This is a genomic window from Roseateles sp. P5_D6 (assembly GCF_054049415.1).
The window spans coordinates 96,601-110,181 of the sequence record NZ_JBFUMK010000016.1 but is presented as its reverse complement, the minus strand read 5'-3'; the positions used below and the strand labels follow the sequence as shown (position 1 = coordinate 110,181).

At 68.3% G+C, this 13,581-nt stretch carries 9 protein-coding genes; 5 read left to right on the top strand and 4 right to left on the bottom strand.

Annotated features, from left to right (window positions below; genetic code table 11):
* Positions 1 to 12: 12 nt before the first annotated feature.
* On the bottom strand, positions 13 to 1,569 hold the full coding sequence (locus tag ACXJKM_RS20870) for a DUF4331 domain-containing protein (RefSeq protein ID WP_457354884.1): 1,557 nt from the start codon (positions 1,567 to 1,569) through the stop codon (positions 13 to 15).
* Between the two features lie 143 nt (positions 1,570 to 1,712).
* On the opposite strand from ACXJKM_RS20870, the gene pbpC reads away from it, so the two are divergent.
* Positions 1,713 to 4,040 carry a penicillin-binding protein 1C gene (pbpC, locus tag ACXJKM_RS20865; protein ID WP_457354912.1) on the top strand — a complete coding sequence of 776 codons (2,328 nt, stop codon included), beginning with the start codon at positions 1,713 to 1,715 and terminating at the stop codon, positions 4,038 to 4,040.
* Between the two features lie 319 nt (positions 4,041 to 4,359).
* Here pbpC and ACXJKM_RS20860 read toward each other — a convergent pair whose 3' ends face one another.
* On the bottom strand, positions 4,360 to 5,841 hold the full coding sequence (locus ACXJKM_RS20860; RefSeq protein WP_457354882.1) for a 3-keto-disaccharide hydrolase: 1,482 nt from the start codon (positions 5,839 to 5,841) through the stop codon (positions 4,360 to 4,362).
* Positions 5,842 to 6,154: 313 nt separating this feature from the next.
* Here ACXJKM_RS20860 and ACXJKM_RS20855 point away from each other — a divergent pair, with 313 nt between their 5' ends.
* A complete protein-coding gene (locus ACXJKM_RS20855) occupies positions 6,155 to 6,373 on the top strand; it encodes a SlyX family protein (RefSeq protein ID WP_457326125.1) in 219 nt (72 codons plus the stop codon).
* Between the two features lie 265 nt (positions 6,374 to 6,638).
* Here the strand turns inward: ACXJKM_RS20855 and ACXJKM_RS20850 are convergent, their stop codons facing one another.
* Positions 6,639 to 7,133, bottom strand: coding sequence for a cupin domain-containing protein (locus ACXJKM_RS20850; protein WP_457354880.1), 495 nt, complete (start codon positions 7,131 to 7,133; stop codon positions 6,639 to 6,641).
* 29 nt (positions 7,134 to 7,162) lie between these two features.
* Here ACXJKM_RS20850 and recQ point away from each other — a divergent pair, with 29 nt between their 5' ends.
* Entirely contained in the window at positions 7,163 to 9,052 is a 1,890-nt protein-coding gene (gene recQ, locus ACXJKM_RS20845) for a DNA helicase RecQ (protein WP_457354878.1), read from the top strand.
* Between the two features lie 136 nt (positions 9,053 to 9,188).
* Here the strand turns inward: recQ and ACXJKM_RS20840 are convergent, their stop codons facing one another.
* The gene (locus ACXJKM_RS20840; RefSeq protein ID WP_056191395.1) at positions 9,189 to 9,470 is read right to left on the bottom strand and encodes a hypothetical protein; all 282 of its coding nucleotides are present in this window, start codon (positions 9,468 to 9,470) and stop codon (positions 9,189 to 9,191) included.
* 206 nt (positions 9,471 to 9,676) lie between these two features.
* Between ACXJKM_RS20840 and ACXJKM_RS20835 the strand changes: the two genes are divergently transcribed.
* A complete protein-coding gene (locus ACXJKM_RS20835; RefSeq protein ID WP_056191397.1) occupies positions 9,677 to 13,237 on the top strand; it encodes a Dyp-type peroxidase in 3,561 nt (1,186 codons plus the stop codon).
* Positions 13,212 to 13,556 (top strand): hypothetical protein, encoded by a 345-nt coding sequence (locus ACXJKM_RS20830; protein ID WP_056191399.1) that lies wholly within the window; start codon positions 13,212 to 13,214, stop codon positions 13,554 to 13,556. Before ACXJKM_RS20835 ends, ACXJKM_RS20830 begins: the two co-directional genes overlap by 26 nt.
* Positions 13,557 to 13,581 lie beyond the last annotated feature (25 nt).

Genomic DNA, 13,581 nt, shown 5'->3' with positions numbered 1-13,581 from the left:
TCCTGGAAGGGTTCACTTCGCGCCTGGCTTGGGCGTGTTGAGGTACGGGAAGCCGGGCAGCAGCGGCACCACGGCCTGGTCGACGCCGTCGTGCAGCTCCAGCGAGGTGGCGCCCAGCGGCACCACGGCGCGGGTGCAGGCCGGGCCGAACAGCGCGCCGCCGTTGTTCAGCCAGCACAGGCCACCCATGACGGCGGCCAGCGATACGTCGACGATGTCGTCCTTGGGCCGGCGGCCATTGGGGAAGCCAGCCAGGTCGGGCGGGTTCTCACCATCGCGCAGTGTGCCGACGATGCCCAGGCGGTTCTGCATCGCAAACGGCCGCGGCGCTATTGCCGTGTTCAGGCGCAGCATCTCCGAGCCCACCACATTGGCCGGCTGGTTGACGCCGGGGATGCCGGTCAGGAAGGTCGTCACCAGGTCCAGGCGCGGCAGGTTGGTGGGGGCGGCGTTGCCGATGGGCAGCACGGCCGACAGCAGGGCCGGCAGCGTCGGGTTGGTGACGTAGGTGGCGAACTGCCCGTCGCCCGACGGCACCGAGGCGTTGAACCTGTCCTTGTCGGCCAGGCCGATGACGACCTCGTTGACCAGTGGGTTGCCCAGGCGCGAGACCTGCACCCAGCCGCCGCCGGTCTTGATGGCCGTGTCGTAGCCGCTGGGTGGTGCGGCGTTGACGATCTGGCTCTGGCGCACGCTGGCCGTAGTCCAGCCGCCGATGACGGTCTCGTTGCCCTGCGTGAGGCAGCTCTTGTGCACCTCCAGCGCGAGCGAGGTGACGTTCTTGTCCTGGATGGAATTGACCGCCGCCGCATTGATCAGGCTGCGGTTGGTGATGACGCCCACGTCGGCATTGACGAGGTCGAAGATGGGGCCGAGATTGACCGCGAAGGCCTCCTGGCGCTGGCCGACAAAGACCTTGGCCGGGAAGCCGCAGCCGGGCAGGCTGACGCTGTAGATGTGCTGGGCGGCATAGGCCGGGTAGTCGGCAATCGTCTTGGTGCCGATGTTGTCCACCGGCTTGTCGAACCAGGTGCCGCCGGCCGGGTTGGCTACTGGGCTGGCCGTGCCGGTGCGGCGGTCGCCGCGGATCAGGGTCAGGGCGAACTTCTCGTTGACGTTGAGGGCTGCGGCATTGGGCGCGCTCACCGTGCCGGCCTGGGTCAGCGGAATGGGCACGACCTGGTTGCCGATGGGCAGGGTGATGCCCTTGAGCGTGTTCATGAACTTGAACTGGAAGGTGATGTCTTCCTTCGCATCGCCGTTGTTGTCGACGTAGATCTCGTAGATCGCGTTCGGGTCCAGCTTGAAGTAGTTGGGGCCGCCATAGGCATCCTGCAGCGGCAGGTAGTTGGCGATCAGCGTCACATAGCCGGCACGGCCGCCGCTGCCGTTGGCGGCCACGCCTTCGTAGCTGTTGAACAGGTAGAAGTCGGTGCCATCGACGCGCGGCATGCCGCCAATCGACGGCGCCTCGCGGTGGCTGGAGGCATGGGCCGGCAAAGCGGCCAGGCCGGTGAGAACGCTGGCGGTGATGAGCGCTAGGGTCGGCGCGCGGGTGGGCAGTTTCATGGCATCTCCTGTTGGACGGGTCGTGGGTGGAACCGCAAACAGATGGACACAACCAGCGCTGCGGCCTTGTCTTTACGCAGCGCGGGCGGGCTGGATGCAATGCAAGCTAGGGGGGCGCTTCGGCTATCGTCTTCGGCATGCCGATGCGCATCACCCGCCGACACATAGAACTCACGCTTGCCGGCTTGCTCACCGCTGTCCTCGTGCTGGACCTGGCCTGCCCGCTGCCGCAGCCCGCAGCGCAGTCGCCCACGCTGACCGTCCTCGCGGCGGACGGCACGCCGCTGCGCGCCTGGCCCGGTGACGACGGTGCGCAGCGCCATCCGACGACGCCTGAGGCCGTCTCGCCCAACTACGTCGAGGCCCTGCTGCACTACGAGGACAGCTGGTTCCGCTGGCACCCGGGCGTGAACCCGGTGGCCCTGGTGCGCGCGGCCTGGCAGTGGGTGCGGCATGGGCGCATCGTGTCGGGCGGGTCGACGCTGACGATGCAGGTCGCACGCCTCGTGGACGAGCGAGCGGCGGGCCGGACCATCCCCGCCAAGCTGCGCCAGATCGCCCGCGCGCTGCAGCTGGAGCTGCACTGCAGCAAGCAGGAGATCCTGACCCTCTACCTGAACCTCGCGCCCATGGGCGGCCCGCTGGAGGGCGTGGAGACGGCCAGCCGGGCCTACCTGGGCAAGGGCGCGGCGGACCTGTCCAAGGCCGAAGCCGCGCTGCTCGTCGCCTTGCCGCAGTCACCGACACGGCTGCGGCCGGACCGTGCCGTCGCCGCCGCGCAGACGGCGCGCGACAAGGTGCTGACGCGCATGCAGACGCTGGGCATCTGGAGCGCGGCCGACGTGGCCGACGCCAAGCAGGAGCGCGTCTTTGCGCCACCGCTGCGCGCGCGCTGGCTGGCACCCTTGGCGGCCGAGCGCTTGCGCCAGGATGCCAAACGCCACGGTCAGACGGCAGCGACGATCCAGACCACGCTGGACGCCGGCCTGCAGGCGCGGCTGGAGCAGTTGCTGACGGACCGGCTCAACAGCCTGCCCGATGCCGTGTCGCTCGCGGCCCTCGTCGTCGACAACCGCACGCTGGAAGTGCGCGGCTATGTCGGCTCAGCCGACTTCACAGACGCGCGCCGCGGGGCGCACGTGGATATGGTGCGCGCCAAGCGCTCACCGGGCTCGACGCTCAAGCCGTTTCTGTACGGCATGGCGCTGGACGAAGGGCTGATCCATTCCGAGAGCCTGCTCATCGACGCACCGCAGAACTTTGGCGGCTATGCGCCGGGCAACTTCCAGGCCGATTTCTCCGGGCCGGTCAGCGTCAGCGAGGCCCTGCAGCGCTCGCTGAACGTGCCCGCCGTGGATCTGCTGGACCGCCTCGGCCCCGAGCGCTTTGCCGGCCGGCTGCGCCACGCGGGCCTGAGGCTGCGCATGCCGGCCAATGCGGCGCCCAACTTGAGCCTCATCCTCGGCGGCGGCAGCACCTCGCTGGAGGAGCTGGTTGGCGGCTACACGGCGCTGGCGCGCGGCGGCATCGCGGCCCGGCCGCGGCTCACGCCCGACGAGCCGCTGAAGGAGGCGCGGCTGATGAGCGAGGGCGCCGCCTACATCGTGCGCGAGATCCTGGAGAACGGCGGCCGGCCCGGCTCGCCCTTCCGCGAAAGCGGCCAGCGCGTGGCCTGGAAGACGGGCACGTCTTTTGGCTTTCGCGACGCCTGGGCCTTGGGCGTGACGGACCGCTACACCTTCGGCGTGTGGATTGGCCGGCCCGACGGCACGCCCAATCCCGGCCACTTTGGCGCCAACTCGGCCGCGCCCTTGCTGCGCGACCTGGCCGCGGCCCTGGGGCCTGACGAGGCCCGCCAGCAGCTCGCGCCGCGTCGCCGGCCCGACAGCGTGGCGGCCGTGCCTATCTGCTGGCCACTGGGACTGGCCGAGTCGGCCACCGAGCCCGCGCTGTGCCTGCAGCGCCGCATCGCCTGGACGCTGGACGGCGCCGTGCCGCCGACGCTGCCCGACCGGCTGCGACCGGGGCCGCTGGTAGAGCCTGTCTGGGTGGCGGCGGGCCAGCGCGTGCAACCCGGTTGCGCGCCCGAGGCCGAGCGTTTTGAGGCCGTGCGCTGGCCTGCGCTGCTCGGGCCTTTCCTCGATGCCGAGCAGCGCCACCCGCTGGAGCGCCTGGCCTGGCGACCGGGCTGCGCCAGCCAGCAGCTGGCAGCCAACCGGCTGCGCGTCGTGGGCCTGGAGCCCGGCACGGTGCTGCGCCCGGCGCCGGGCCAGCGCGAGGTCGTGCTGAAGCTGCAGGCGATCGGCGCGCAGCAGGGGCTGACGTGGCTGCTTGATGGTCAATGGATGGCGGCCAGCACGACGGCTGGCGCGGCACAGACGCTGCACGTGGAGCGCGCGGGCGCGCACCGGCTCACCGTCATGGACGGGCTTGGACATTGGGCGCGGGTCGAGTTTCAGATGGCGCCATAGCGCGGTGTTTAGGCACATAGGCAGCATGGCGGCCGCCGCGCTGGATCGCGGGCGTCAGCGAGCGTAAACAGGCGCGTGCTTCAGACTGGCTGCTGTCACCCAGATCTCGCGACCTAATGGCCGATACCAGCGGCAACGGTCATTGAACCTAGATCCGGCAGTTGACCGCTCGCAACTCATTGAAAGTCTCGATGCCTCAACACCTTGCGCACTTTGCGCCGTTCACCACTTCGGTGAGCAGCCCGAGGACGGCAGTACCGGGCAGAACAGGGCACTTCGAACCGGTCTCCCTCTTGTCAGGAAACCAGCAACGTCCCCATCAAAGCTTGCGCACCCAGATGTTGCGGTACCGGACCAGATGCCCATGATCCTGCAGGCGCAGCGGCATTTCGGCATGTGCTCGATAGCTGGGCGTACCGATGTAGGTGGTGCCGCCCTTGAGCGCGGAGTTGTTCTGCACCAGCACGCCATTCAACAACACCGTAAGTCGCGCCGGTGAAATGAGCGAACCGTCAGCCGCGAAGCGCGGCGCGGCGTAGATGATGTCGTAAGTGTTCCAGTTCTCGGCTGGCCAAGTGGCATTGACGAGCGGCGGGAACTGCTTGTAGATCGACCCCACCATGCCGTTCACGTAGGTCGGGTTCTCGAAGTTGTCGAGAATCTGAACCTCGTAGACATCCTGCAGGAATACGCCGCTGTTGGCGCGATCCTGACTCACTTTGTCGGCGGGAAGTTTGGGCGCGCGCCACTCCAGGTGCAGTTGAACGTCACCAAAGGACTGTTGGGTCTGGATGTCGCCGGTGCCCGGGCCGACCACCAATTCGCCGTTGTCAATTTTCCAGCCCGCGGCTGCCCCGGTGTTCGCGCTTTTCCATGCGTCGAGGCTCTTGCCGTCGAACAGCACGATGGCGTCCGACGGTGCGGCACCTGGCGCCGCGCCCGGCGTCACCTTGGGTGGAACCGGGAACCATACCTCGCTGAGTGCAGGCGCAGGCAGCATGTCGTCGGTCTCCGTGAGCGCCCGAACCTTGATGTTGCGATAGAAAACCTCGGCGCCTTCAGCTTGAAGCACGATCTTGCCGTGGTCGAGTTTGACCCAGCTGCTCGTGCCGGCATCCCAGGACTTGAGTTCGCTGACGCGCATGTTCACGACGCCGTTGACGACGTGTGTGGCGCGATCGCCGCGCACGATGACTTCGAGCGTGTTCCAGCCCGGACGCTCGTTGACACGCCCGTGGCGCGTACGGTGGTAGCCCTCGTTCTCGCCGCCCGTGATGGGGACACCGCCGTTTTCGGGCAGTGCATAACGGCCGGTCTTCGGATCGACGAAGCTCGAGGCTTGCGTCGATATCGCCCACGAATCTCCGGTGTCGCCTTCCTGGATTTGGGCTTCGGCACTCGCCGGCCAGTCTGACGGCCGCACGCGATACACGTGATACAGCAGGCCCGCATCGCGCACTTCGTGAAGCCGCGGCGGAAACTTCTTATTGCCCCATTTGTATTCGAGGCTGATCACATAGTCCTTGAAGTCAGCGTCGGTGATGATGTACGCGAACGGCTGGGGCGTGCCCGCCACGTGCGTGGGATACGCGTGGATCTCGCCATTCTTCACTTCGAAGATGCTGGACGCGGCCGGTGTATCGGCGCTGACCTTGGATGCGTAGTGCGCCGACCAGCCGCTGAGATCCTTGCCGTTGAAGATGAGCTTCCATGTTGCGGTGTTCGCCGTGTTGCCGGCGGCCAAGGCAGTGCCGGCAAACAAACACATGCTGGCGCAGACCAGCCTCGACATCAGGTTCATTCTTCCCATCCCCGAAAGTGCGGGCCCCGGGAGGGTGGCCCAGAAAGTTGGATTTGAAGTGGAAGGCGTTGGCCAAGTAGCTGAGTACCTGTCTTGTGAGGAAGACGATGGCGCCTAGCCCTTCCATCGCACGGACAGGCGAAAGCGGGCGTCGCCCATTGTGACTACCGATAAGTTCAAACGTTGAGCGGCCGCTTTCCGAAGGCTTGCTCAGGCTGTGCCGATTTCCGCCGCCGCAAACCAGCCGCTCCACCGCGCGCGTACGTCGCCCAACTCGGCCCGCAACCCCGCCGAAATGCGCCACCATATCGTCATGGACACCTTGCAAGCCCTCGAACAACGCATCACCGACCTCGAGATCAAGGCCAGCTTCGCCGAAGACACGGTCGAGCAGCTCAACCAGGTCGTCGTGCGCCAGCAGGAGCAGATCGACCGGCTGGTGCGTGAGCTGGTCGAGCTGCGCAACCGGGCCACCGCGGCCGAGCCGGACGGCATGCGCGGTCCGCGCGACGAGCTGCCGCCGCATTACTAGGAGTCTGTCGGGCTTTGGGTCGGGTGCGCGCCGGGGTGAGTTGCGGGGCGAGGCAAGGCGCCGACGAGGCGTGGGATCGGCCCCCACAACGAGTCGGCAACGCCGAATCGCCCCGCAAATCGCCCCGGCCCTTCGGGTTGGGCCTGCAAGGGGGCTGATCCGTCGTTGCAAATGCTCGCTGGGCACCCGGCCCAGCTCCGCTTTGCGCCTAGGCTGAGCCCCCTTGCAGGCCCAACGCGCACCCGACCCAAAGCCCGACAGGCTCCTAGGGCTCATCAACCCAGTAGTCCAGCCCGGCGTCCTGCTTTTGAAGCAGGCGCAGGCCCGGCGCGAAAGCACCCACCTTGCCCGAATCCGGGTAGACGCAGATCTCCGGCTCCTTCTGGGTGCTGATGCTGAGGTAGTGCAGCGGCGCGTCGGAGGTGTTGATGATGTGGTGCGGGTACTCCGGGCCCGCCGGGATGTTGATGGTGTCGCCGGCCCGGATGGGCACCAGCTCGCCGGCGACGCGCAGCGTGCCCTCGCCCTGCAGCACGATGAACATCTCCTCCTCGGCGTAGTGGAAGTGGTAAGGGCAGCCCATCTGACCGGGCGCCAGGATGTCGAAGCTGGCGCCCAACTGCTGGGCGGCGGTGCCTTTGGATAGCGACGTGGTCTCGGTGTCGTAGCGCGGCGGGCGCACAAAGCGCTCGCGCGGCGCGTCATTGAAATTGCGGATCAGGCGCTCGCGCAATTCGGCGGCTTTATCGGACGGGGGCATCTGGAAGCTCCTGGGACAATGGCGGCTGAATGAATCCGCCCCTGCATCTTCCCCAAGCCTCCGACGACCTGCAATCCGCAGCTCACCAGGTCCTGTCAGCAGTATTCGGCTACACCGCCTTCCGCGGCCAGCAGGCCGACATCGTCCAGCAGGTGGCCGCCGGCGGCGACGCGCTGGTGCTGATGCCCACCGGTGGTGGCAAAAGCCTGTGCTACCAGGTGCCCGCCATCGTGCGCCACACCCGCCAACAGGGCGTGGCCATCGTCGTCAGCCCGCTGATCGCGCTGATGCACGACCAGGTCGGCGCGCTGGAGGAGGCCGGCGTGCACGCCGCCTTCCTGAACTCCAGCCAGACCGGTGAGGAGGCCAGCCGCATCGAGCGCGAGATGATGAGCGGGCGCCTGACGCTGCTCTACGCCGCGCCCGAGCGGCTGACGACGCCGCGCTTCCTGGCCCAGCTGGCCTCGCTGCACGAACGCGGCCTGCTGTCGATGTTCGCCATCGACGAGGCGCATTGCGTCAGCCAGTGGGGGCATGACTTCCGCTCCGAGTATCTGCAGCTCAGTCTGCTGCACGAGCGCTTCCCCGATGTGCCGCGCATCGCGCTGACGGCCACCGCCGACGACCTGACGCGGGCCGACATCATCCAGCGGCTGCAACTGCAGGACGCCCGCGTTTTCATCAGCAGCTTCGACCGGCCCAACATCCGCTACCTGATCGCGGAAAAGACGACCTCGCCGCGCGACCAGCTGCTGCGCTTCATCAACGACGAGCACGAGGGCGAAGCCGGCATCGTCTACTGCCAGAGCCGCAAGAAGGTCGACGAGACAGCGGTGTGGCTGGAGAGCGAGGGCATCAAGGCCCTGCCGTACCACGCCGGCCTGGACGCCGACGTGCGCCGCCGCCACCAGGACCGGTTCCTGCGCGAGGACGGCATCGTCATGGTCGCCACCATCGCCTTCGGCATGGGCATCGACAAGCCCGATGTGCGCTTCGTCGCCCACCTGGACCTGCCCAAGAACATCGAGAGCTACTACCAGGAGACCGGCCGCGCCGGCCGCGATGGCGCGCCGGCCGAGGCCTGGATGACCTATGGCCTGGCCGACGTCGTCAACCAGCGCCGCATGATCGACGACAGCCCGGCCGACGAGGTCTTCAAGCAGGGCCAGCGCGGCAAGCTGGATGCGTTGCTGGCGCTGGCCGAGGCGACTGACTGCCGGCGCGTGCGGCTGCTGGGCTACTTCGGCGAAGCGTCAACGCCCTGTGGCAACTGCGACAACTGCTTGAACCCGCCGCAGACCTGGGACGGCACCGAGGCGGCACGCAAGCTGCTGAGCTGCATCTACCGCTTCCACCAGCGCGGCGAGCGTTTCGGCGCCGGCCACCTGATCGACGTGCTGCGCGGCAAGGCGACCGACAAGACCAAGCAATACGGCCACGAGAACCTGTCGACCTGGGCCTGCGGCGCCGACCTGTCCGAGCAGCAGTGGCGTGCCGTGCTGCGCCAGCTGATCTCGCTGGGCCATGTGGCCGCCGAGGGCGAGTTCAACACGCTGGCCCTGCAGGACAGCGCCCGGGCGGTGCTCAAGGGTGAGGTGGAGTTGCGCCTGCGCGAGGCCGAGGAGAAGAAGCCGCGCGGCAAGTCAAAGACCGCCCGTGGCGGCGCGAAGCCGAAGGCCGATCCGGCACTCGGCCTGGACGCCGAGGGCCACGAGCGCTTCGAGGCGCTGAAGGCCTGGCGCTCCGAGGTGGCCAAGGAGCATGGCCTGCCGGCCTATGTGATCTTCCAGAACACGACGCTGGCGGAGATGGCCCGCGTCCTGCCGGGGGACCTGGCCGAACTGGGGGAGATCAGCGGCGTGGGGGCGAAGAAGCTCGAAGCCTACGGCCGGGAGATCCTTCGCGTGTTGGGGCGTTAGCCCCTCGTCCAGTCTCGCCTTGCTGAAGGCAGGCCAGTCTGGCCGGTCCCCGAGGGGACGGCGATGCGTATGGCGTTGAGCCCCACGCACATCGCCAGTGCGGGCCGGCTAGGGAGCGGCCCGGCGCTCGGCCCGCTTAGCGGACGGCGGCCGTCAGTTCGGCGCTGGCAACTTGCGTCGCATCCGGCGTGCGGCGGCCTTCGATGACGACGCGGGGCAGCTGGGCAATCGTCGGCTCCGGGGTGCTCACGCCACTGATGACCACGCGGTCCAGCTTGACGACTTCGGGCGCTTCGGCCGGCACGGTGAGCGTCATCCAGGTAGCGCCGGTCAGGGCGACCAGGGCGACGAGGATGGCGGCGCTGACGGCTTGCAGGCGGGTGCGGGCGGCGGCGGTGGTGGTGCTGATGCGGTTCATGGCGGACTTCTTTCTCTCTGGTGTGCCGCCAGTGTGTTCTTGAGGGGTCATCCGATCTAAGGGTTTGCGATAGGTTGCGGCTTTTCGCGGATGAAATGCGTCCGGCAGGGATCAACGGAATCCCTCCTTAAACCTGAGGGCCGACCCTGTCCCCGGCGTCATGCGGTGCCGGGATACTTCTCCCCTAAAAGCTAGGGAGAAGAGTCATGGCACGGGGCAACGACGTTCAGCTCGGCGGCATCACCGACCTCAACTTGCTGGCTGACATCAAGCGCGGCTTTGTCGACGCGCTCGAGGTCGTCACCTATGTGGACCGCCTGCGCAGGGTGCTGAAGACGCTCAACGGCCTGCGCCTGGGCTCGCGCGAGTCCAGCGCGCCGGCCTCGCCCTATACCGACATCGTCGCCCGTTGGCGCATCGTCCATTCCTTCCGCTGGAGCATCGTCGACGGCAAGGACGGAGCGCCCGACCGGCTGCTGCTCAACGTCTGCTTCGACGGCGGCTGGGAGCCCTATATGCGGGTGATCTGGGACCAGCTCGGCTCCACGCTGGATCTGATGCTCTGCCACACCGAGGCCTACACGCTGTCGCGTGACTGCAGCTTCGAGACCTATGCGCGCTGGGTGCGCGAGCACGAGATCTCGGCCGACTTCCTGTTCATCGCCTCCGGCCGCAGCGTCGGCGATGGCGAATACCTCGCCCGGCTGGAGGCCGCCCAGCGCGGCCGTGCCAACGAGCTGGAATTCAACCGCCTGCGCGCGCCGGCCTCCGGCGAGACGCCGCCGCTGCCCGCTGGCGACAAGGAGCGCTTCGCGATGGCGGCGCGCGGCCTGCTGCCGCTGGCGGGCCTGTACACGCTGCAGCGCTACTTCGGCGCCGGGGCGCCCGACCGCGACTGCCTGCTGCGCGCCACCCACGATGTGCTGTTCGAGCTGCGCGAGCTGGGCACGGCTGAACAGTTTCCCAAGGACGGCGGCAAGACCGCCGGCGGCCAGCTGCGCCAGCGCCATCACGAGATGCTGGCCTGGTTCGAGCAGCCGCTGCCCGAGCCCTCAGTCCGGGCGCGCGAGCTGTCGCTGCTGCCGGGCGACCTGCAGTGCTGCCTGCTGAGCAAACCGCCCGGCAACCGCGGCGGCCTGGTGCTGCTGCGCGTGGCCCAGCCGGCCCAGGCTGTCGCCTGGCTCAGCACGGCGTCGGTGCAGCGTGACAACGAAGACGGCGCCCAGCTCGCCGTCTGGCGCCAGGTGGCGCTGACCCTGTCAGGCCTGAGGGCGCTGGGCGTCCCGGCTTCGCGCCTGGAACGCTTCCCGCAGGCCTTCAAGGAAGGCATGGCCGCGCGCGCCGGCCTGCTGGGCGACGTGCGCCACAACCACCCTTCGCACTGGGTGCTGGCGCCTCATGTCAACAAGATCGACCGCATTGACCCCGCCAACGCCCATGTCCTCGTGCAGCTGCGCTTTGCGGCCGCCGAGCCGGGCGAGAACTTCACGGCCGCTGACGACAAGCGCCTGCATGAACTGGCTGAAGCGCTGACCGTCAACACGGGCCTGGCGCTGATGGCCATCGAGCCCATGCGCAGCAACGCCGCCGACAAGGAGCACTTCGGCTTCAAGGACGGCATCAGCCAGCCTGTGCCGACGCCGGACGACGCACCGCCCACGGGCCTGGCCTGGGACGACAAGGTCAAGTACGGCGAGGTGTTGCAAGGCTTCCCCACCGAGCGCGACAAGGGCTACACCGTGCCCGAGCAGCCCGATGCGCTGCTGGACCGCGGCAGCTTCCTGGTCGTGCGCAAGCTGCGCCAGTACACCGGCCGCTTTGCCAAGCGCACCTACCAGGAGGCCAGGAAGATCGGCCTGGACCACGAGCTGGTGCTTGCCAAGCTGATGGGCCGCTGGCAGGACGGCCGGCCGCTCGCGGCGCCCGAGGCATCCGGCAGCAGCAACGACTTCAACTTCGCCAAGGACGCGCAAGGCTCGGCCTGCCCCTTCCACGCCCACATCCGCCGCACCAACCCGCGCGACCTGGCCGGCACGGCCTTCTCCAGGAACCGCATGCCGCGCATCCTGCGCCGCGGCATGAGCTATGGCGCGCCGGTGCATGCCGATGCCCCGGACGACGAGGACCGCGGCCTGGTCTTCATGGCCTACAACGCCCATCTGGCCGAGCAGTTTGAAGTGGTGCAGCGCTGGGTGGCCGGCGGCAACGCGAGCGGCGGCTATGCGGCGCAGAGCGACCCGCTGCTGGGCGTCGTCGACGGCAGCGGCGGCCCGCGCCTCTTCCCCTTCGAGCACGCCGGCAAGCCCTACGAGATCGACCTCGGCCCCGAGCCCTTCGTCACGCTGCAATGGGGCGCGTACTTTTTCGTGCCCTCCATCGCCGCGCTGAAATCCCTGCCTTGCCTGACCGAGCTGCCTCTGCCGCTGCCGCCTCCCACGCCGGTGCCCGAGCGCGTGCCCGACCTGCAGGACAAGGCGGCCATGCAACTCTGGCTGGAAGACACCAACACCCGCGATGCCGCCTGGGCCTGGGTGCGCGCCCAGCCTGGTGGCGTCGTCGACACGGCCTATGGCGTGCTGGTGGGCGCGCCCGAGCGCGTCTGCGAGGTGCTGAGGAACGCCCCCGACCGCTACTCCGTCAGCGGCTACGGCGAGCGCATGCACGACTCCATCGGCCTGGGCTTTCTGGGTCAGGACGAAAGCAGCGGTCATCGAGCACTGGCGCCCATCATCAATGCGGCCATCGAGGCCTTCAGCGAGGCTGATTGCTATGCCACCGCCTACCAGGTCGCCAAGGCCGGCCTGGCGAAGCTGAAGGAAGAGGCCCATGGGCTGCTGAACGCTTTTCCGGCTTCGCAGAAACCCAAGGACCTGCCCACCGACACGCCGCTGGACTTCGAGCGCTTGAGCGAGGGCGTGCTGGCCAAGCTCTGCCAGCTCTGGTTCGGCCAGCCCGACGGGCGCCACATCTGGGGCACCGAGTTCCATGCCGAGGCGCCGGCTCAAGGAGCGGCCGCGCGTTGCCCGCGCGATCTCTTCAAGGTCTCGCGCCATGTCTTCGGCCCCTACCCGACCGAGGCGGTGCAGGCCGAGGGCCGCGCCGCCGGCCGCCGCTTCACGGCCGCCGTCGAGGCCTGGCTGGCCGAGCCGGGCACCGTGCTGCCGCCTTTGGCGCAGAAGATCGTCGCCGCCGCCAGAGCCCTGCCCGACGCCACGCCCGACCTGCCCGCATGCACGCTGGCCGGCATCATGCTGGGCTTTCCGCCCACCACGCATGCCAACCTGATCACCGTGCTGGCCGCCTGGGTGCAGACGCGCAAGCTGTGGGAGCTGCAGCCGCTGTGGCACGAAGTCGTGCCCGATCCGCAGACCCAGATGCGCCCCTACGCCGAGGCCGTGGCCCGGCTGCGCCCGACGATGGTCGCGACGCTGACCCGGCGCCCCACGCCCTTCCAGGTCTGGCGCAAGGCAAAGATGGCGCACCAGCTGGGCACGGTGCACATTGATCTCGGCCGCGTCGTCGTCGTCGGCCTGGGCTCGGCCACCCAGCAAGACCCGCTGCGCCACCACGTCGCCTTCGGTGGCGATTGCGCCGACCCCCAGGGCCGCTCGCCGCATGCCTGCTCGGGTTATGGCATGGGCATGGGCGTCATGCTGGGGGTGATCGCGGCGGTGCTGGATGCGGGGGTGCTGCGGTTTACGGGAGCGCCGACGGTGGTGGCGATGGGGGTGGAGAGAATGGATGACCGATCGGCTCGAGCTTCTTGACTATGTGGTGTTCTTCGAGACGGAGCCCGAGTGGACTCACGCCGAAGGTTGGTACTACGGTGCCAGATTCGCGACGCTGCGCGGGGACGACCGGGTCGTCGCTACCGTTGCACCGGATGACATGGAGTTCGCTGTCGAATGGTGGCAGGGCGATTTGCTGCGGCTGCGGTTCAGTTCGGTGATGGCCCATACCTGGCACATCGAATCGGCTGGAGGCAGGGAAGTTCTGCGCGTGGCGTTCAACGATGAGCGCATCAAGTTCTGCGAGCTGCAGCTCAGGCCCCATGTCCGAGTCGAGTGGAGCATGACCTGGGGATGACGGTAGCGGGTGGCCGGTCGGCTCG

Coding starts and splice junctions, on each gene's coding strand:
- ACXJKM_RS20870 (WP_457354884.1), bottom strand. CDS start 1,569: ATGAAACTGCCCACCCGCGCGCCGACCCTAGCGCTCATCACCGCCAGC.
- recQ (WP_457354878.1), top strand. CDS start 7,163: ATGAATCCGCCCCTGCATCTTCCCCAAGCCTCCGACGACCTGCAATCC.
- ACXJKM_RS20860 (WP_457354882.1), bottom strand. CDS start 5,841: ATGAACCTGATGTCGAGGCTGGTCTGCGCCAGCATGTGTTTGTTTGCC.
- ACXJKM_RS20835 (WP_056191397.1), top strand. CDS start 9,677: ATGGCACGGGGCAACGACGTTCAGCTCGGCGGCATCACCGACCTCAAC.
- ACXJKM_RS20830 (WP_056191399.1), top strand. CDS start 13,212: ATGACCGATCGGCTCGAGCTTCTTGACTATGTGGTGTTCTTCGAGACG.
- pbpC (WP_457354912.1), top strand. CDS start 1,713: ATGCGCATCACCCGCCGACACATAGAACTCACGCTTGCCGGCTTGCTC.
- ACXJKM_RS20850 (WP_457354880.1), bottom strand. CDS start 7,133: ATGCCCCCGTCCGATAAAGCCGCCGAATTGCGCGAGCGCCTGATCCGC.
- ACXJKM_RS20855 (WP_457326125.1), top strand. CDS start 6,155: ATGGACACCTTGCAAGCCCTCGAACAACGCATCACCGACCTCGAGATC.
- ACXJKM_RS20840 (WP_056191395.1), bottom strand. CDS start 9,470: ATGAACCGCATCAGCACCACCACCGCCGCCGCCCGCACCCGCCTGCAA.